Origin of the sequence: Streptomyces sp. NBC_01454 (assembly GCF_036227565.1) — a bacterium.
Classification (GTDB): domain Bacteria; phylum Actinomycetota; class Actinomycetes; order Streptomycetales; family Streptomycetaceae; genus Streptomyces.
This window is the reverse complement of sequence record NZ_CP109460.1, coordinates 385,689-404,180: the sequence shown is the minus strand read 5'-3', so window position 1 is coordinate 404,180 and position 18,492 is coordinate 385,689. Positions and strand designations below refer to the sequence as shown.

Sequence of the window (18,492 nt, the reverse complement as noted above, 5' to 3'; positions counted from 1 at the left end):
CGGACCCGCATCACCGGAGCGGGATGCGGGGGGAACTGCCGTACAGGGGGGAGGGGGAGAGAAGAGCCGGGAGACGGTCGGCGGTCAGCCGAGCGTGGCGGCTTCGGCCGCGTCCGCGGCGCCGGGCCGGGCGGTGTCCTCGTCGGGGCCGGTGGCGGGCAGATCCCGCATCCGGCGCAGCGGGGAGAGCAGCAGCGGCAGCGGTACGGCCAGGAATCCGGCCGCGCACCACGCGAGCGCCGTACGGGCGCCGAAGGCGTCGGCCAGCGCACCGCCGGCCAGGGCCCCGAGCGGCAGGGTGCCCCACATCAGGAACCGCAGGGTGGCGTTCATCCGGCCGAGCAGCCGGGGCGGGCACAGGGCCTGACGGAAGCTCACCTGCGCGACGTTGTAGACCACGGCGCCGAAGAAGACCACGCCGGAGCCGACCGCGAAGAGCACCGCTCCCGCACCACGTCCGGACAGCGGCCACAGCAGCGCGAACGGGCCGGTGACCAGCGCGGACAGCCAGATCAGCCGGGCCTGGCCGAGCCGGGCGGCGAGCCGGCCCGCACACAGCGCGCCGGCCAGCCCGCCCACTGCGGAGGCGGACAGCACCAGGCCGACCATCCCGGGCGCCAGCCCGAGCACCCGGACCAGGAAGACGGACTGGGTGGCCATCAGCGTCGCGGTGAAGAAGTTGCCGAGGCCGGTGGTGAAGGCGATCACCCGCAGCAGGGGGTGGGCGAAGACGAACCGCAGCCCCTCACCGATGTCCTTGCGCAGCGAGGCGTCCGGCACGGGCTCCGGGCGCTCCTCGGGCCGCTTGATGGCCCACAGGAACAGCGCGGAGAGCGCATAGCCGGCCGCGTCGGCGGCGATGGCCAGGGCGGCCCCGAGCAACTGGACGAGACCGCCGCCGAGGCCGGGGCCCGCCACCTGTGCCGTGGAACGGATGGTCTCCAGCGCCCCGTTGCCCGAGACCAGTTGGTCCTTGGGCAGCAGCTGGGGCAGATAGCTCTGGTGGGCCACGTCGAAGAACACCGTGGCCACGCCGGTGACCAGGGCGACGAGGTAGAGCTGAGCCATCGTCAGTACACCGGCGACGCCGGCCAGCGGGATGCTGGCCATCGCCACCGCGCGCACCACATCGGCCCGGATCATCAGCGACAGCTTGCGCATCCGGTCGACCCACGCCCCTGCCGGCAGCCCGACCAGCAGGAATGCGGCGGTCTCGGCGGCCGTGAGCAACCCCACCTGGAAGGCGGGGGCGTTGAGCTCGAGCACGGCGACGAGGGGCAGGGCGACCAGGGTGACCTGGGCGCCGAGCTGTCCGGCCGCGGCACCGGCGAGCAGAAGACGGAAGTCGCGGATGCGCAGCGGGCCGCTGGCCGCGGGTCGGGGTATGGCGGGCATGGGAAAGACCATGGCTGAACGGTCGATCAGCGGTCAAAACCCGATGCACACTTTCGGTCGCTTTTCTTCACCAATTCGCCACCACGACAGAAAATTCTTCATCAGATCCTGGTGTCCACCGGATGACCAGCGTCCGCCGCGCCTGCCCTGAAGTGGGAAGCTGCGCCGCACACCGGGCGAGAGGGAGAGGTCGGGCACAGAGAGTGACGTGGCGGAATCCGACCGAAAACAGTCGTTGATGTCCGTTTATTAACCGAAGCGTTCGGTTCACCCGCTATGACATGCGGCGGGGCACCTCCTGGCGTGATGCCCGGAGCTGCCGGCGGGTCAGGCCGGCCCGAGCTCCGCCCGGACGGCGCCGCGCACCAGTTCATGGGCGCGCTCCAGCGCGGTGGTGCCGCTCAGCCAGCGCTCGCTCAGGCCCTCGACCAGCGCGGAGAGCCGTTCGGCCGCCGCCGTCGGGTCGGCCCCCGGGGCGGCGGTGCCGACGGCCTGGGCCCGGCGGATCAGGTCGGCGAGGTCCTCGATCCAGTCCTGGGTCGCGCCGGCCAGCAGCTCCCGCAGATCCGGGTCGAAGACGGCGGTGGCCCGCAGCTCGCCCCAGGCCGCACTGTTCTCCCTGACCTGGGGGGTCTCCTGGAACTCCAGCAGCAGCATCTCGGTGAGCTGGGCGAGCGGGGCGTCGGAGGAGTCGAGGGCGGCGTCCGTGTAGCGGATCGCCCGCCGGTTGATGAACTCCAGCGTGCGCCGCAGCAGCCCGGCGCGGTCCTTGAAGTGGTAGTAGATCAGCGCGGTCGAGACGCCGGCCTCGGCGGACACCTGCTCGACCCGCAGTCCGCGTACCCCGCTCCGGGCGATCAGCCGGGCGGCGGCTTCGAGGATCTGAGTGGGGCGGTCCGGCATCGAGGCTCCCGGGTGCGAGAAATCAACTGTGGCTCGGCTCCGATCATGCCTTAACATGCTCCTGACTAAAATTTCAGTCAGGAGGAGTCCCGTGGAGATATCACGACGTCAGACCCTGCAGGCGGTGGCCGCCGCCGCGGTCGGCGGAGCACTGACCGCCTGTAGTGGCACCGACGCCGCCGGGTCGGCGCCCCGCACGGACCACGTGGCGGCCGCCGCGGCCGCGCGGCCCGCCGGGCGCCGGCGCCTGCCCGAGGAGACCCATCCGCACGCGGCGACGTACATGGCCTGGCCCACCCGGGAGATCTGGGGACCGGAGGTGACCGGTGTCCGTGACGACATCGCCCGGATCGCACGGGCCATCGCCGAGTTCGAGCCGGTCACCCTCCTGGCCAACGAGCGGGAGACGACGGCGGCCCGGCGGGCGTGCGGATACGGGGTGGAGGTGCTCCCGACCCCGGTCGACGACCTGTGGATGCGGGACAGCGGACCGGTCTTCGTCCTCGGCCCCGAGGGCGTCGCCGGCGTCGACCTCCACTTCAACGGCTGGGGCAAGAAGCAGGAGCACGGCCGCGACCGGCACGTCGCCCGCTCGGTCCTCGCCCATGAGCGCCTCACCCGGATCACGGCCCCGATCACCGCCGAGGGCGGAGCCGTGGAGACCGACGGCCGGGGCACCCTGCTGGCGACCAAGAGTTCGCTGATCAACGACAACCGCAACCCCGGCAGGTCCCGCGAGGACATCGAGCGGGCGCTCAAGGACCTGTTCGGCGTCTCCCGGGTGATCTGGGTGAAGGGCGTCAAGGGCAAGGACATCACGGACTATCACATCGACGCGCTCGCCCGGTTCGCCGAACCGGGAGTCGTGGTCATGAGCACCCCGGCCGCCGGCGCCCCGCGGAACGCCTTCACCGCCGCCTACGAACAGGCCCGCACGGTCCTCGACGGGGCCATCGACGCCCGCGGGAAGCGGCTGGAGGTCGTCGAGCTGCCCGAGCCGTCCGACACCGGCCGCCACGGCGACGGGTTCCTGGCCTGCTATGTGAACTACTACGTGGCCAACGGGGCCGTCATCATGCCCCGTTACGGCGACAAGAAGGCCGACAGCAGGGCCGCGTCCGTCGTGCGCGACCTGTACCCGGGGCGCAAGGTCGTCCAGCTGCCGCTCGACCACCTCGGCGAGGGCGGCGGCGGCATCCACTGCGCCACCCAACAACGCCCCCGGGCCGCCTGAAGCCACCGCCCGCGGGTCCCGCTGCGACGGCGCCCCGGACCGCCCGGCCGCCCCCGCGGCCCGTGTGCGGCAGCCGCCGTGCTCCGTGCCCGGTCAGCCGTGCCGGTCCGGGGCGGCCCGGTCGGTCCGCCAGCCCCACGCGGTGAGCATCCCGGGGGAGAGGGCGGCGCCCCCGGGGGAGGCCAGCTCGTGCCGGGCGCGCGCGATCTGCGCCGCGTCCACCCGCCCCGTCGCCACCATGGCGTCCTGTGACCGGTCCCAGGTATCGGCCCAGAAACGGCTGAGCGCGCTGCCCGGCGCCAACGGGGGAGCGTGCATCTCGGCACCGACCTGGCGCAGCCCTTCCTCCCGCAGGAGGTAGGGGTAGTCGGGCACCCAGGAGATGTCCGTGCCGATGGTCTCCCGGAGCGCCTGCCACATCGCGCGCATGACCGTGGTGTACGCAGTGGCCGGCGCGCCCGCGGACGTCAGGTCCACGGCGTCGCTCAGCACCAGTACGCCATCGGGCGCGAGCAGCGAAGCCAGTGTGGCGATCATCCGGCGCCAGCAACGCAGATGCATCAGCACGAACCGGGCGTGGACCAGCTGGAACCGGCCGGGATCGAAGCCCGGCGCGGTGACATCGGCGCTCAGGGCCGACAGGCCCGCTGTGTCCCCGGCGGCGAGGAACCGCGTGTCCCGGTCCACCGCGAGAACCGTCTCGACACCGGCCGACTCCAGCAGCCACCGGGCGAGGGTGCCGGTCCCCGCGCCGACGTCCAGGCAGTGCCAGCCGGGGCCGGCCCCCAGTGCCGTCAACCGGGCGGCGCTCACCTCGTCATAGGCGAGCGCTCCCAGATCGATGCGGCCGGCCTCGCCGGTCTCCTCCGGGCGGAACAGGCCTTCGCCGTACCGCCCGGCCTCCGTAGCGCGCACCTCCCCAGTATGACGGCGCCGCTCAGGGGTTTCCTGCCGTGGTGACCAGCTCCGGCACGGGCTCCGCGTCCGGCGCCTTGCGCCGCCGTCCCGGAGCGCGCCGCAGGACCAGGTGCAGGACGACCATCACCACCCCGGTCACCAGCGCGCTGTGCCACAGCAGCGCATCCAGCCGGCCCGCCGAGAGGTACGCCCCCGCGGCCACCGCCGCCAGCGCGCACACCGCCCGGTCCACGATGCTCTCCACCGACAGCAGCGTGGCCCGCGGCGCACCCGCCGGGATCGCGTCGTTCACCAGCTTGCGCTGGAGCGGATAGGCGAAGCCGGTGACCGCGGCGAACACACACAGCAGGGCGATCACGGTCCACGGTCCGCCGAGGGTGCTGCCCGCGAGTGCCGCCGCCATCGCGAGGCTGAGCAGTGACACCCAGGCCACCGGCGAGAGCCGCGAGCCCAGCCACTGCGGACGGGCCGAGGCCACCGCCTCCGCGACGGTCATCGCGGCCAGCACCCCGCCGTGCGAGCTCTCGGGGATGCCGTGGTGGAGCAGCACCGGCTGGAAGAGATTGACCTGGCAGATCCGGGAGAGGGTGAAGACGGCGACGCCCTGGAGCATGATCAGGCCGAGCCACGGGGTGGCCCACACACAGCGCAGCGCCTTCGTGGCATCGCGCAGGAAGGCCAGCCCGTCGCGCGGCGCCTCCTTGGCGCGGGCCGGGTTGCCGGCGCGCGCCGCGGCCTGCCGCGGCAGCACCACGGCGCAGACCAGTGACCCCGCCGCGCTCGCCGCACTGAGGACGTACGGCGCGGGATGCGCCAGCGCCATCAGCGGCCCGACCAGCGGCCAGCACAGCACCTTCGCCGCCAGCCCCCACGCCCGCGCCTGCCCCTCGGCCTTCAGGTAGTGCTCCCCGGCGCCCTCGGCCGCCAGGCCGTCGTAGAGATAGGCGCTGGCGGCGCCGGAGGTCAGCGAGCGGCCGGCCGCGATCGCCAGGAAGTGCACCAGGAAACCGGTGTAGCTGGGGGAGAGGACCGGGGTCAGGTTCGCCACGGTCATCACGACGGCACCGGCCCGCAGGCAGTTGCGGGCCCCGATACGGTCGGCCACGATCCCGGTCGGGATCTCGAAGAGGCAGAACGCGACGTAGTAGATGCTCTGGATGCCGAAGATCTGCCCGTCGCTCAGGCCCGCCTCACGCTGGTAGGCGTAGAAGACCGGCATCCACCACAGCAGGTTGAACAGCAGCTGGAAGCCGTTGTTGAGCCCGATGATCCGGCGGGCCCGCGGTGTCAGGGACGCCGCTCCGGCCTGGGACCCACGGGCGCGCCGCAGACGGGTGAGGGGGCCGCTCACAGGGCGTAGGGGCGGATCTGGACCAGGCGGAAGTCCCCCTGATCGGTCATCAGCCACTCGATGTCCAGCGGATGGTCCACCTCGTCGTCGCTGAAGTGCGACTGCAGCAGCCGCCCGGCCAGCGCCAGCTGTGCCAGCCCGTCCCGGGTGGCGTCGGGCAGGTCCCGGCCCGTCGAGCCCAGGGCGACGGTGCGGCCGCCGCCCTCGACCGTGTTGTACAGGTACTGCAGCGGCAGCGTCGTGCCGTCGACGACCGTCTCCGGTGAGCCGGGGGAGCAGTTGAGGTAGACGTTGCGGAAGTCCTCGCGGCGGGTCGGGTTGCAGGTCACCAGGACACCGCCGAGTTCCGCGGGCACATACTGCTGGATGATCACGCCCATATAGGTGTCGTCGAGGGAGATGCCCGCCTGGTGCCGCAGCCGGACGCTGCGCGGCGACAGCAGCGAGGCCCACACCTGCCGCACCGCGTCCAGGAGTTCCTCCGCCCCGTGGACGGTGGTGATCGAGTCGTAGACCCCGGCCGCGGAGAACCCGGGCAGGTCCTCGGCGTTGGAGGACGAACGGACCACCAGCCGGCGGCCGGCGGCGGGACCGTCGGGCAGCGCCAGGGTGATCTGCCGGGTCACGTCCTCGGGCATGGGGGTGTTGCGGATCAGGTGCTGCAGATGCAGACAGAGCGCGTCCAGCACGTCGACGGCATCGAGTTCGAGGGCCATCTTGAGCTTGCCGATGCCCTGCTGCACGGCCGGCGAGGACGTCAGAAAGCGGTGCTGGAGCGCGAACGGGAGGGCGATGCCCTCGGGCGCCGCGATCACCCGGCTCACGAAGTCGGCCGCCGCCGCCCGCAGTTCGCCGTCCGCCGTCGCGCCGGTGACGCCCAGGCGGGCCGCGAGGTGGCCGTAGAGGTGGGCGCGCGGCGGCCTGGGCTGCCCGTAGAAGGCGGTGAGGTCGACGCTGCGGCTGTCGAGGATGTGGTGCAGCTCGCCGAGGTTGGCGGCCTTGGTGCCGTAGCGGTCGTGGTCGGCGCGGCGCAGCCGGTGCAGGGCCAGCGCGGGCACGTCCTCCAGCAGCGGAGGTTCCATCCGGATGCGCTGCTGGTGCCAGGTCGGGGCGTCCAGGGCCGGGGCGTGGGCCAGCGGGACGAGGCTGATCTCGTCGTCCTGCACCCGGTAGCGGACCCAGGCGCCGTCCAGGGCGTCCCGCTCGACGAGGCGGTCCAGGTCGCGGACGATCGCATTGGGGATGCCCCAGCCGGAGGCCAGCACATTGGTGTGCGAGAGCGGGGTCCCGGGCGCGGTGTTGAGGAAGCCCGCCACCCGCGGGATGTCGTCCGGCAGACACGGCATGGCCACGATGTCCGACCAGCCGAGGTCGCCGGCCACCGCCGCGTACTCCTCGGCGGTGCGGAAGTAGCGCAGCCGGCCGACGGCCTCGCCGGGGTTGAGCGGCGTGCGGGTGCGGTTGCCGAACAGCTCATGGCCCAGGATCCGCGGCACCCGTACGTCGCTGATCGCGGCGAGTTCCTGCTCCTGTCCGTGGTTCGCCGGCTTCAGCAGCAGCGGCAGCCGGCCGTCGACCCGGTGGCGGACGAAGGTGTAGAACTCCTCCAGCAGCAGGCCGTTCATGGTGTCGGCCTCGGTCGTCTCCAGCACGAGGAAGGGCCGCTCCCGGCCCTCGGTGTCCTCGTCGGTGTGCAGCGAGAGCACGCCCAGCAGGAACCGGCGTTCGGGGTCCATGTAGACCGAGGCGTTGAAGGCGTCCAGTCCGGAGTCCAGGTCCGTCAGGTTCATCCCGAGGACCCGCAGGGCGATGTAGTTGACGTGGAAGGGGTGGACGGCGGTGTCGAGCAGGTGCCAGGTGTTCTCGGTGCGGTCCACCACGACCTTGAGGTAGGGGTGGCCGGCCAGGACGCCGGAAATACTGCGGAACAGCGGGAGCGAGAGGTTCTCGCCGATGACGGTGCGGTCGGTGACCGGCCCCGGTGCGCCCGAGGGCAGGACGGTGGTGGTCATGACTGCGCCTCCATGATGCCGTCCGTGGGCAGGACCTTCGGCAGGGCGTCCACCAGGGTCCGGAAGTCGCGCAGCACGGTCTCCGGGTCGGTGGCGGACAGCAGACACAGCGCCGCCATGGTGTTGGCGCCGGCGGCCGGGTCGTACACCGGCACCGGAGCCCCGTCCGGCAGCGAGTTCTCGGCGACCACCGACAGATGACTGCCGACGCTGAGCGGCACGGCGTCCCGCACCGTCGGGAAGTCCCAGACCCGCTGGTCCGGCCAGGCCTCACCGGCGCCGTCGACGGCCAGGACGACCAGGGAGCCGGCCGCGCCGCGCGCCTCCAGCGGGGTGCGGACCTCCTCGGGCCAGGACACGGGACGCCCCAGGAGGTGGTCGGTGAGCATCCCGATGAGGTCGAGGCCGAAGACCTCCTCGATCTGCGGGACGGTCATCGCCCCGCCGAACCGGGCGGCGGTCTCGATCACCCACATCTGCCCGTGCGCCCCGAGCTTGATCTCGGTGTGCGTCCCGCAGGTCTGCAGCCCCAGCGCGTCGACGGCCTCACAGGCCAGGTCCACGATGCGCCGCTGGGCGTCGTCCGGCAGGGCCGCGGGGGTGATCCCGGCGCGCTCGGTGAACGGCTCCACCGTCGGCATCCGTCCGCTGAGACAGACCGGGCGGAAGTCGCCGTCCACGACGACGCCTTCGACGCTCACATAGTCGCCCCAGCCCTCCTGCTCGAACCAGTCCGCCGCGGTGCCCGGCACGATCTCCTCGACGAGGAAGTCCGCCCCGGCGCCGGCGACATGGAGCTCGGCGTAGCCCAACTGCGCGGATTCGGCCATCACCTCCCGCGCCCGCTCCCAGGCCGCCGGTACCTCGTGGGGCGCGCGCAGCGTGCGGTGGGCGGTGGAACCGGCGCTCCAGGCGGCCTTCAGCAGCAGCGGGAAGCGCAGCGCGCCGGCCGCGTCCCGCAGATCCCCCTCCGTGGCGACGGGCCGGAACCGGGGCTGGGATATGCCCCGCTCCTCCCAGGTGCGGCGCATCATCCGCTTGTCCCGGGCGAGGGCACAGGAGGTGCCCGCCCCGGCGAGCCCGAGCTTCTCGCAGGCTTCGGCGACCGCGACGACCGCGTACTCGGAGAACGTGACGACCGCGTCCGCGCCGACGGCCTGGGCCCGGGAGACGATCAGGGACACCAGATCACGCCGCTCCGCCTCGGAGGGGCTCAGCACCGAATCACACAGCCGGTCCACCGACGCGGCCACGGTGGGCGGGAGCGCGCTGAGCGCCAGCAGGTGCACTGCCGACCGTGCGGCGACCCGTGACAGGGCATACCCCAAGGGCGGTCCACCCTTGGCATATACGAACAGCACCTTGCTCACTGGAATCCGACTCCTCTTCATCGTCATACGGGCAGGAACCATCGACAGCTGAAGGCGCGCGGACCACGTCGTCCACACGCCGCCTTCAAGCGAAGCAGCCGTGCGAGACCTGCTTCCCCGGATCGGGCCGCAACCGCTCAGGCAAATGCCAGAGTTGCGGATATGGTCGGTTCGAAGTGAAGGTTCCGTGATGCCGTAGGGCAGCCGTGTGGCACACCGTTTCCCGGCCCGCCGCGAGATCGGCCGAGAACCGGGCATGCCACACAACGCTGAGGGATACGCATGGCGATGACGCGCCGTGCGCATCCGTTGAACTCTTCCTTGCAGAGGGGCCCGTCGTGGACGAGACCAGTCTGAAGTCGCTGCTCGAACACCTTCCGGTGTCCTGGTGGGAGGCCGACCGTGAATTACGGGTGATCGACAGCGGTGGCGGGGCCTTCGACGACACGAGCACCGCCCAGCGCTTCCTCGACGCCGTGCGCGCGGAGCTCCCCGAGCCTGCCGCACCCACCGAATCAAGCCATTGGCAGGCCCAGTTCGACGGCCGCACCTTCGACGTCAACTGGCCCCTCGGCGTGCCCCGGCAGGGCCGCTCCCGCGGACTGGCCGTGGAGGTCGGCACGCGGACGCCCGACCCCCGCCGCTACGACGCCTTCGCGGATCTCGCCCCCGCCGCGGCCTTCATCCGGGACGCGAGCGGGCGCTACCTCTGGACCAACCACGCCTACGCCCACCTCTACGGCACCACACCGGAAGACATCATCGGCAGGTCCGTCACCGACGTCGACGGCCCCGACGACGCGGCCCAGGTCCTCGCCCTGGACCGGGAGGTGCTCGCCCGTGGCAAACCGGTACGGCACACCCTGACCTACCACCGCTTCGACGGCGGCAGCGGGCAGGCGGCGGGCCATCGCTTCCCCGTCCTGGAAGGCGGCCAGACCTGTGTGGCCGGCATCTACATCGACATCAGCGACTACACCCGTGCCCTGCACCAGCGCCGCGAGGCCGAGGAGAACCTGCACGCGCTGCGCGACCACAGCGGGCTGCCCTGCGCCCTGATATCGGCGGGCGGACGCATCCGGCAGGCCAGCGCGGCAGCCGCCGAGCTGCTGCAGACCCGGCTCTCGGACCTCGTCGGCCGCCGCGCGCACACGGTGCTGGCGCCCGCCCCGGAATTAACCGGGCTGCGGCGCAGCTGGCACGATCTGATCGCGCGCCGCAGCCGGCGGATCCAGACCTCTGCCCTGTTCGTGGACGCCCGGGGCCGCCAGCGCCGCGCCCGGCTGCATCTGACGACCGTGGGACGGAGCGCGGATCGCGCCAGAAGCGTCTGGGCGGTCGTCACCCACCAGGGCATCGCGCACGAGGCCGGTCCCGCACTGACGGCCACGCAGGTACGGCTGCTGTCCCTGCTGGCCGCCGGCCACAGCAACGCGGAGATCGCCGGCTCCCTGCACCTCTCCCGGCAGACCGTCGACTACCACCTCAGCCGGCTGCGGGACCTGCTGGACGCGCCGACCAGACCCGCGCTCGTCGCCCGCGCCTATGTCCTGGGCATCCTCGCCCCGCAGACCTGGCCGCCCCGCTCGGCGACGGCCTGCCATCCGCACAGCGTCACCTGACGGGTACACCGGGCTGCCGGCGGCGGTCCACCGTGCCCAGGACCGTGCCGACAGCGGCGCGAGGTGTTGGGCCACCCGGTTGATTGTGGGCGGCGGGCGGTTTGCTCCTGCGGGTTGAAGGACGCCCCTGGACGCCAACGGCAGCACGATACGTCTGGCACCGGACGGACGCGGAGGCGAGGAGCGACGTGAGAAGAATCGTGCAGGCAGGAACCATCGTCGGGGCATGCGGGCTGATGATGCTCGGTAGCGGGGCGGCGCACGCCGTGACCGTCCCGGGCGACTCACTGCTCTCGGCCGTGGCGGACGCCGATGTCGGCACGGTGACCGGCACGGTCAACGGGGTGCTCTGCAATAACCGCCTCGGCCAGATCCACTACCGCTCGCCGCAGCTCGCCTCGCCCCACGCCTGCGTCAACGGGCCCGTGCACAGCGGAAACAGCCTGCACAGCGGCAACTTCATCAACCACGGGAACCCGAACAACAGCGGCAATCTCTCCAACACCAACGGGTCCACCAACAGCGCCGACTCCGCCACGGGTGCCGCGTCGGGCAGCAACAACAATGTGCAGCGGGTCATCGGGGGCCTCGGCGGCCTCTTCCACCGCTGACCCGGCTACGGCGCCGACGGAGCATGCCGGCCGCTGCCCCTGCGGGCCCCGAGGTGCGAGAGCCCGCAGGGGGGTCAGCGCACGGTCACAGCGCCTGCTCCCCGTCACTGCCGAGGTGCTGCTGGTTGTTGCTGCTCTTGGTGGCGGTGCCGGTCGTCCCGCCGGTGTCGGAGTTGGTGTTGGCGTTGGTGTTGGTGGGGCTGCCGCTGTTGCTGACCGTGCCGGAGACGTGCACGTTCTGCGCCCTTCCGGGGTTCCCACTGAGCACCGGACCGTTGATGCAGAATCTGGCCCGGTGACCGCAGTGGAACTTGGCGTCGAAGCGGGCGACGGTGGTGCTGTGGGAGACCCCGTCCCCGCCGGACCCGGCCCATGCCGGGGCCCCGCCGGCGGCCAGAAGCAGACCGCAGGCTCCTGCGATCACGGTGGGGACGCGTGCCGTGTTCTTCACTGTGTGCTCCTGCACCTCATGGTTGGTACCCGGGATCTTGCTATCCCGGATGCCCCGAACCACCAGGGCGGAGCAACCTCCGGCACCCGTAATTCACCCTGTCCGATGAAAGGATTCACCGTGACGGCCCTCGGCGCCGCCCGGATGCGTGACGGCCGGGGCCGGCGTCACCACAGCGCCGGCCCCGGCCCTCCCCCTCCTCGGCGACGGCTCCAACTAACCGTCGGCCGAGAGTATCTGACGCCCCGTCGGCTCGGGGGCGTCGCTCACTCGCGCCCGGCGACCGCCTCGGCCAGGGCGAGGATCCTGCGGGCGTCCTCGACGTGCAGGTTCTCGATCAGCCGCCCGTCGACGGTGACCACTCCGCGGCCCTCGCGGGTGGCCTCCTCGAACGCGTCGATGATCCGCTGCGCGCGGGTGATCTGCTCCGGCGACGGCGCGAACACCCGGTTGCACGGTGCGACCTGCGACGGATGGATCAGCGTCTTCCCGTCGAAACCGAACTGCCGCCCCTGCACACACTCGGCCTCGAAGCCCTCGGCGTCCTTCACGTCGTTGTAGACGCCGTCCAGGATCACCTTGCCGGACTCCCGCGCCGCCAGCAGCGCCAGCGACAGCCCGGTCAGCAGCGGAGCCCGGCCGGGGACGTGCTCGGCGTGCAGCTCCTTGGCCAGGTCGTTGGTGCCCATCACCAGGACGGTGAGCCGTTCGCTGGCGGCGGCCACCGCACGGGCGTCCAGCATCGCGCGCGGCGTCTCGACCATGGCCCAGATGGCCGTACGGTCCGGGGCGCCGGCGGCCTCCAGCGCACGCTCGACGGCGCGCACGGTGTCGGCGGACTCCACCTTGGGCACCACCACGGCGTCCGGGCCCGCCTCGGCGGCGGCCCGCAGATCGTCGTCGTGCCAGGCGGTGCCCGGGGCGTTGACCCGGATGGTCACCTCGCGGAAGCCGTACTCCCCACTGGCCGCGGCGGCCGCCACCCGCTTGCGGGCCTCGGCCTTCGCGTCGGGGGCGACGGCGTCCTCCAGATCGAGGATGAGCGCGTCGGCGGGGAGGGACTTGGCCTTCTCCAGGGCGCGTTCGTTGGCACCGGGCATGTACAGCACGGAGCGGCGCGGTCGCAGGATCGCGTCGGACATGGGACTTACTCCTCGTTCTGCCGGGTCTCGGCCGCCGCGTAGGCGTCACGCAGTTCGGGGTCGCGGGCGGCGAGGGCCTCCGCGAGTTCGACGACCACCCGGCACTGCTTGTAGGTGGCGTCGTCCTGCATCTTGCCGTCGATCATCACCGCGCCGGTGCCGTCGCCCATGGCCTCGATGACCCTGCGGGCCCAGGCGACGTCGGCGGGTGCGGGCGAGAAGACCTTCTTGGCGAGGGCGATCTGCACCGGGTGCAGGCTCCAGGCGCCGACACAGCCGAGCAGGAAGGCGTTGCGGAACTGGTCCTCGCAGGCCGTGGTGTCCTTGATGTCACCGAACGGCCCGTAGAACGGCAGGATGCCGTGCGCCGCACAGGCGTCGACCATGCGCGACAGGGTGTAGTGCCACAGGTCCTGCTGGAAGGTGGCGCGCGGTGCGGTGCCGCCCTCGCCGTGCGGGTCCTCCCGGACCAGATAGCCGGGGTGCCCGCCGCCGACCCGGGTGGTCTTCATCCGGCGGCTGGCGGCCAGGTCGGCGGGGCCGAGCGAAATGCCCTGCATCCGGGGGCTGGCGCCGGCGATCTCCTCGACGTTGGCGACGCCGGTCGCGGTCTCCAGGATGGCGTGCACCAGGATCGGCCGCCGGATCTGCGCCTTCGCCTCCAGCTGGGCGAGCAGCCGGTCGACGTAGTGGATGTCCTCGGCGCCCTCCACCTTCGGCACCATGACCACGTCCAGCTTGTCGCCGATCTCGGTGACCAGCGTCAGCAGGTCGTCCAGCGCCCACGGCGAGTCCAGGCTGTTGATCCGGGTCCACAGCTGGGTGTCGCCGAAGTCCGTGGCCTTGGCGATCTTCACCAGGCCCGACCTGGCCGCTTCCTTGCGGTCGGCGGCGACCGCGTCCTCCAGATTGCCCAGCAGGATGTCCACGGTGGGCGCGATGGACGGCACCTTCGCGGCCATCTTCTCGTTGCCCGGGTCGAAGAAGTGGATCATCCGGGAGGGCCGGAACGGTACCTCGCGGACCGGTGTCGGCGCCCCGACGGCCAGCGGGCGGAAGAAATCCTTCGGAGAGCGCATGCAGTCTCCCTGGTCGGCTCACAGGACGGGCCGCCGCCGGGACTCCGGCGGTGCCATTCGGGCCTCACTCTAGGCCCGCACGACCCTCACGCTACTGGCCAGTACGTGTGCCGTTGATCACCGTCGGCAATCGGGGCGTCCGGCGCGGCGGATGCCGATCCGGTGCGTTCCGGGCGGGCCGGGGACGGACTGTGCGTTCCCGGCCCGCCCGCCCGGGAACGCTCAGGACCCCAGGCAGTCGACGAAGCTCACCCGGTCGCCCGAGCCGGCGATGAAGTCCTGCTGGGAGTGATTGCGGAAGTGGCACATGTCGTAGCGCGCCCGGGGACCCGCCCCGCCGGTGCCGTCCGGCTCGTAGGAGTGCTGCCCCGACAGCTGGCACGAGTCGTAGCGCACCAGCGGGCCCCGCGCGCCGATGCGGTAGCGGTGCGGGCGGCTGTCCTGCGCGAACGACTTGAAGGCGTTCGCGGTGTCGTCGCAGTCGTTGAAGTGCACCGTTCCGCTCTCCCAGGCGCAGTCCATCACGACGGTGTCCGGGGTGCGCACCTCGAAGCGGATGTCCTCGGCATGGAAGCGCTGGACGGAGTCGTGGTGCGGACCCCGCGGGAAGCGGAAGAAGGTGCTGGTGCCGCCGTAATCGGGGGAGTCCTCGGGGCGGCTGCCGGTGATGATGTAGGAGCCGCCGCGGCAGGTGATGGAGCCGCCGTAGGGGAACTCCAGGAAGTTGCCCCAGGAGTACTCGACCTTCATGTCGTTGAACCAGTAGTTGAGGAACTGGTCCTGCTGCTTGCGGCTCAGCGAGTTCTGCGACAGCCCGGAGTACAGGAACGCCTTGCGGTAGGCGCCGCCCACCCGGCAGGCGTCCCAGCGCATCTCGGAGTTGGTGTTGCTGCCGTCGAGGGCGACCCCGTAGGTCCACTCACCGGTCCACTCGCACTCGGTGAAGCGGTAGTCCTGCGCCTGACCCGTCGAGTACGAGTAGAAGAACGAGGCGCCGGGGGTGCCGCAGGCGAAGCCGAGCTGCTCGAACGTCACATTCGCCCAGCTGTCCTCGTTGCGGCACAGATAGGCGTCCTCGGCCTGGTGGGGCGCGAAGATCAGCTGGGTCATGCGCTTGCCGGCCCCGCGGAACCGTAAGCCGTTGGCTTTGAGCTTTCCCTTCCGGGCGTCGAGCAGCGCGTTGGGGGCACGGATGAGGTAGGTGCCGGCCGGTATGTCCACCACCGTCCGGCCGATGTGGTCCCACACCCGGCCGGCCGCGTAGGAGTACGCGCGGGCGAACGCCCGGCTGTCGTCGGTGCGTCCGTCGCCCTTGGCACCGCAGTCCGCCACCACGTCGATGACGTCCTTGCCCTTCGGCTTGTGGCCGGTGACCACGGGAGCCTCGGCGTCGTCGGAGGTCTGCCGGCCGGCAGGCGGCGCCGAATCGCACCCGGAGAGGGCGCCGGCCAGTGCGGCGGCCGTGCCCGCCAGCAGTGTCCGGCGGGTGGCGCCACCGGTTGACGGAGAGGTCCTGCCTGCCATGATGTTGCTCCTTCGGGGGTCCATTCATCAGGTGGGGAATATGAGCCAGTTCGGATATGCGATCAGACAGCTGTCGGCGGCCCAGAAATCCGCGAAGGGGGTGTCCCTGTACTCGCGCTATGTGAACCGTCCGGCCGGCCGGATACTGGCCGCCGCGGGGTACAGCATGAAACTGACGCCAAATCAGATCACCATGATCAGCGGGGTTTTCACCTTCGCCGGCGTGGCGATGATTGCGTTGCTGCGTCCCTCGCCCGCCGCGGCTCTCGGCATCTTCGCGGCGTTGGTCGTCGGATTCGCCCTCGATTCCGCCGACGGGCAGCTCGCCCGGCTGACCGGGACCGGAAGTGCCGCGGGGGAGTGGCTGGACCATGTGGTCGACTGCGCCAAGATGTTGGCCCTCCACATGGCCGTGCTCCTCTCGTTCTACCGCTACTACGGATTCTCCGATCCTCGGTATCTGTTCCTTCCCATCGCCTTCCAGTTCACCGCGGTGATGGTCTTCTTCGGCGGCATTCTCACCGAACAGCTCAAGCGCGCCGCACGGCTGCGGAGCGCCGCGGACGGCCCGGCGCCCGCGGCACCCGCCTCCACGCTGCGCTCCGTCGCCCTGCTGCCGGTCGACTACGGGGTCTTCTGCGCGGTGTTCCTGCTGTTCGGCAGCCGGGACGTGTTCGCGGCGCTGTACTGCGCGCTGCTCGCCGCCCATGTGCTCTTCATGGTCGCGTTCCTGGCCAAGTGGTACCGCGAACTGTCCGCCCTCGCCCGCTGACGGGCGGCGGCAGCCGCCCCACCGGGCGGTCGGGCCGATGCGCCGGCCTGGACGAGATGCCAGGCCGGCGCGTCAGCTCACGCCGAATCCGCGAGCCCGTCAAGCACCTTGCGCAGCAAGGAACTCGACGTGTGCACGGTGTAGGGGAAATAGATCACATCGACCCCGACCGTCGCGAAGTCCCGTTCGAGCTTGTCGCCCTTGGCCGTCCCGCGCCAGTCGTCGCCCTTGAAAATGACGTCGAACCGGACCTGCTGCCAGGTCTCCAATTTGTCGGGCACCGTCTCGACGAACGCCGCGTCCACGAACCGGACACTGCGTACGATCTCCAGCCGCTCGGTGAGCGGAACAACCGGTGCCTTTCCCTTGGCCTGGGCCGCCATTTCATCCGAGACCACACCGGCCACCAGATAGTCGCACTGGCTTTTGGCGTGCCGGAGAATGTTCAGGTGCCCGACGTGGAAAAGGTCGTAGACCCCGGGCGCGTAACCTACTCGGTGCGTCATATACCCCCCACTCGGAATACGGTCAGTTCCTGGCCGTCACATAGACCGGGCCATTGCGTCCCGACACGTTGGTGCCGTCGGTGACCTCGATCGAGTAACGGTGCTCGGACCCCGGGTCCACGGTGTCCGTGTAGCTCATGTCGGGCCGGTTCCAGTACCGCGAGTCCTGGCTGACCGAGGTCAGATAGACACCGTCACGGTAGATCTTGTAGGTCAGCACCCCGTTGTCCCGGTCCCACGAGGCCTTCCACTTCAGCGTGACCTGGCCCCGGGACCCGCTCGCGCCGCTGAGCAGCGGCACCTGCGGCGCCCCGGTGTCCGGACCGGCCGCGAACCGGGTCAGGCTCTGCTGCGGGGCGTCGTTGACGGTGGTGAACTCGCCGCCCGCCCACAGGATGCCGTCCGCCATGGTCATCGTCCGCGGACCGATCTGCTCGCCGATCCCGTCGTTGGTGTCCGGGAACCACGGCAGGATCGTTTTGTCGGAGATCGACTGCGCCAGGAAGTGCTGGCGGTTGTTGATGTCGGTGAATCCGCCCGGGGTGTTGGAGCAGTCGTGCGCGTGCGAGCCGCTGTAGAGGACGCCCTTGTACGGCAGCACCGTCTGGGTGGCTCCCAGACAGGTGTCCTTCCAGAGCTGGGCGCCGTCCGACAGCCGGCCGGCGGCCCGGCCGTCGAAGACCCCGCCGCCGGTGCCCTCGGCGCCCAGATAGAAGTTGGTGCCGTCGTTGGCGAGCGCCTTGACCGCCGAGCGGCTGGGGATCCAGCCGGTGAAGGAGTCAACCACCCTGCCGGTGGTCGCGTCGAGACCGGCCAGCGCGTGCACCCCGAACAGGCTGCCGTTCACCGAGGTGAACCGGCCACCAATGATGATCTTGTTGAGCTTGGGCACCACCGTGAGGGCGTTGACCGCCGGTGTGGGGTCGTTGGAGACCGAGGAGCCACGGATCGTCGCCTTGAACGGCAGCAGCGTGCCGTCCGGCCGCAGCGCGGCGACCCGCTCGCGGGTCTGCCCCTGGACCGTGCCGAACCCGCCGCCGATGTAGACGGAGTCGTCGGTGACGTCGATGGCCCGCACGGTCGAGCTGACCGTCGGTTTCCAGGCCGCACCGATGGTGCAGTCGGCGGTGTTGAGCGTGGCCGTGTTGGACCGGCCCACGGAGCCGGCCTTGCCGAACGAGCCGCCGATGTAGATCGTCGAGCCGTCGGGCGAGGCCTTCATGGCCCGGATCGTGCCCGTCCCGCCCGTGAACGCCGGAGCGCACGGCAGCGGGGCACCCGTCTTGGCGTCGAACGCCGCGAAGTTGGTGCGGGCCAGCTCACCGGAACCACCGGGGGCGGTGCCCGGCGGCCGGATGTGGCTGAAGGTGCCGCCCACGTAGACGATCCCCTTGGCGTAGGCCATGGCCCACACGATGCCGTCGGTCTGCCAGGTGCTCAGCGGATCGGCGGTCAGGGTGGTTTCGCCGGTGGCCTGAGCGGGACCGGCGGCAAGTGCTGCCGACGCGGTGCCCAGTACCGCGGCGGCCAGCAAGAGATGGGCTGATTTGTTTCTTTGGCGCACAGGTCCCCCCTGGAAGCATGGCGCGATGGGAATTATCA

Annotated in this window: 16 protein-coding genes; 4 read left to right on the top strand and 12 right to left on the bottom strand. The window is 71.2% G+C overall.

Annotation, left to right across the window (positions count from 1 at the left end; genetic code table 11):
* Positions 1-84: 84 nt before the first annotated feature.
* Together OIU81_RS01300 and OIU81_RS01295 are read right to left on the bottom strand one after the other, a co-directional pair.
* On the bottom strand, positions 85-1,395 hold the full coding sequence (locus OIU81_RS01300; RefSeq protein ID WP_329142216.1) for an MFS transporter: 1,311 nt from the start codon (positions 1,393-1,395) through the stop codon (positions 85-87).
* A 327-nt stretch (positions 1,396-1,722) separates the two neighbouring features.
* The gene (locus OIU81_RS01295; RefSeq protein WP_329142214.1) at positions 1,723-2,298 is read right to left on the bottom strand and encodes a TetR/AcrR family transcriptional regulator; all 576 of its coding nucleotides are present in this window, start codon (positions 2,296-2,298) and stop codon (positions 1,723-1,725) included.
* Positions 2,299-2,389: 91 nt separating this feature from the next.
* On the opposite strand from OIU81_RS01295, the gene OIU81_RS01290 reads away from it, so the two are divergent.
* Positions 2,390-3,532: an agmatine deiminase family protein gene (locus tag OIU81_RS01290; RefSeq protein WP_329142212.1), complete on the top strand. Its 1,143-nt coding sequence runs from the start codon at positions 2,390-2,392 to the stop codon at positions 3,530-3,532.
* Between the two features lie 93 nt (positions 3,533-3,625).
* Here OIU81_RS01290 and OIU81_RS01285 read toward each other — a convergent pair whose 3' ends face one another.
* From OIU81_RS01285 to OIU81_RS01270, 4 genes are read right to left on the bottom strand one after another with little or no spacing between them, the layout of a single operon-like run.
* Complete coding sequence (locus OIU81_RS01285) at positions 3,626-4,447, bottom strand: class I SAM-dependent methyltransferase (protein WP_329142210.1); 822 nt, start codon at positions 4,445-4,447, stop codon at positions 3,626-3,628.
* Positions 4,448-4,469: 22 nt separating this feature from the next.
* Positions 4,470-5,801 carry an MFS transporter gene (locus OIU81_RS01280; RefSeq protein ID WP_329142208.1) on the bottom strand — a complete coding sequence of 444 codons (1,332 nt, stop codon included), beginning with the start codon at positions 5,799-5,801 and terminating at the stop codon, positions 4,470-4,472.
* Positions 5,798-7,813 carry a PEP/pyruvate-binding domain-containing protein gene (locus tag OIU81_RS01275; RefSeq protein ID WP_329142206.1) on the bottom strand — a complete coding sequence of 672 codons (2,016 nt, stop codon included), beginning with the start codon at positions 7,811-7,813 and terminating at the stop codon, positions 5,798-5,800. The genes OIU81_RS01280 and OIU81_RS01275 overlap by 4 nt, the downstream gene beginning before the upstream one ends.
* Positions 7,810-9,183, bottom strand: a complete 1,374-nt coding sequence (locus tag OIU81_RS01270; RefSeq protein WP_329142204.1) for an ATP-grasp domain-containing protein — start codon at positions 9,181-9,183, stop codon at positions 7,810-7,812. The genes OIU81_RS01275 and OIU81_RS01270 overlap by 4 nt, the downstream gene beginning before the upstream one ends.
* 338 nt (positions 9,184-9,521) lie before the next feature.
* On the opposite strand from OIU81_RS01270, the gene OIU81_RS01265 reads away from it, so the two are divergent.
* Together OIU81_RS01265 and OIU81_RS01260 are read left to right on the top strand one after the other, a co-directional pair.
* Positions 9,522-10,805 (top strand): PAS domain-containing protein, encoded by a 1,284-nt coding sequence (locus tag OIU81_RS01265; RefSeq protein WP_329142202.1) that lies wholly within the window; start codon positions 9,522-9,524, stop codon positions 10,803-10,805.
* Positions 10,806-11,005: 200 nt separating this feature from the next.
* Positions 11,006-11,416: a hypothetical protein gene (locus tag OIU81_RS01260; protein WP_329154785.1), complete on the top strand. Its 411-nt coding sequence runs from the start codon at positions 11,006-11,008 to the stop codon at positions 11,414-11,416.
* An 85-nt stretch (positions 11,417-11,501) separates the two neighbouring features.
* On the opposite strand, the gene OIU81_RS01255 is transcribed toward OIU81_RS01260, so the two are convergent.
* From OIU81_RS01255 to OIU81_RS01240, 4 genes are all read right to left on the bottom strand, one after another.
* Positions 11,502-11,867 carry a hypothetical protein gene (locus tag OIU81_RS01255; protein ID WP_329142199.1) on the bottom strand — a complete coding sequence of 122 codons (366 nt, stop codon included), beginning with the start codon at positions 11,865-11,867 and terminating at the stop codon, positions 11,502-11,504.
* A gap of 266 nt (positions 11,868-12,133) precedes the next feature.
* Positions 12,134-13,009, bottom strand: a complete 876-nt coding sequence (locus tag OIU81_RS01250; RefSeq protein WP_329142198.1) for an HpcH/HpaI aldolase/citrate lyase family protein — start codon at positions 13,007-13,009, stop codon at positions 12,134-12,136.
* Positions 13,010-13,014: 5 nt separating this feature from the next.
* Positions 13,015-14,088: an HpcH/HpaI aldolase/citrate lyase family protein gene (locus OIU81_RS01245; protein ID WP_329142196.1), complete on the bottom strand. Its 1,074-nt coding sequence runs from the start codon at positions 14,086-14,088 to the stop codon at positions 13,015-13,017.
* A gap of 222 nt (positions 14,089-14,310) precedes the next feature.
* Positions 14,311-15,612, bottom strand: coding sequence for a glycosyl hydrolase family 28-related protein (locus OIU81_RS01240; RefSeq protein WP_329142194.1), 1,302 nt, complete (start codon positions 15,610-15,612; stop codon positions 14,311-14,313).
* 40 nt (positions 15,613-15,652) lie between these two features.
* Between OIU81_RS01240 and OIU81_RS01235 the strand changes: the two genes are divergently transcribed.
* Entirely contained in the window at positions 15,653-16,384 is a 732-nt protein-coding gene (locus OIU81_RS01235; protein ID WP_329142192.1) for a CDP-alcohol phosphatidyltransferase family protein, read from the top strand.
* 77 nt (positions 16,385-16,461) lie between these two features.
* On the opposite strand, the gene OIU81_RS01230 is transcribed toward OIU81_RS01235, so the two are convergent.
* Positions 16,462-16,890 carry an adenylyltransferase/cytidyltransferase family protein gene (locus tag OIU81_RS01230; protein ID WP_329142190.1) on the bottom strand — a complete coding sequence of 143 codons (429 nt, stop codon included), beginning with the start codon at positions 16,888-16,890 and terminating at the stop codon, positions 16,462-16,464.
* Positions 16,891-16,912: 22 nt separating this feature from the next.
* A complete protein-coding gene (locus OIU81_RS01225) occupies positions 16,913-18,454 on the bottom strand; it encodes a fibronectin type III domain-containing protein (protein ID WP_329142188.1) in 1,542 nt (513 codons plus the stop codon).
* Positions 18,455-18,492 lie beyond the last annotated feature (38 nt).

What these genes read in the sequence shown, in the direction of transcription:
- OIU81_RS01235 (WP_329142192.1), top strand. Translation starts at nt 15,653, where the DNA reads ATGAGCCAGTTCGGATATGCGATCAGACAGCTGTCGGCGGCCCAGAAA.
- OIU81_RS01295 (WP_329142214.1), bottom strand. Translation starts at nt 2,298, where the DNA reads ATGCCGGACCGCCCCACTCAGATCCTCGAAGCCGCCGCCCGGCTGATC.
- OIU81_RS01230 (WP_329142190.1), bottom strand. Translation starts at nt 16,890, where the DNA reads ATGACGCACCGAGTAGGTTACGCGCCCGGGGTCTACGACCTTTTCCAC.
- OIU81_RS01275 (WP_329142206.1), bottom strand. Translation starts at nt 7,813, where the DNA reads ATGACCACCACCGTCCTGCCCTCGGGCGCACCGGGGCCGGTCACCGAC.
- OIU81_RS01250 (WP_329142198.1), bottom strand. Translation starts at nt 13,009, where the DNA reads ATGTCCGACGCGATCCTGCGACCGCGCCGCTCCGTGCTGTACATGCCC.
- OIU81_RS01300 (WP_329142216.1), bottom strand. Translation starts at nt 1,395, where the DNA reads ATGCCCGCCATACCCCGACCCGCGGCCAGCGGCCCGCTGCGCATCCGC.
- OIU81_RS01245 (WP_329142196.1), bottom strand. Translation starts at nt 14,088, where the DNA reads ATGCGCTCTCCGAAGGATTTCTTCCGCCCGCTGGCCGTCGGGGCGCCG.
- OIU81_RS01240 (WP_329142194.1), bottom strand. Translation starts at nt 15,612, where the DNA reads ATGGCAGGCAGGACCTCTCCGTCAACCGGTGGCGCCACCCGCCGGACA.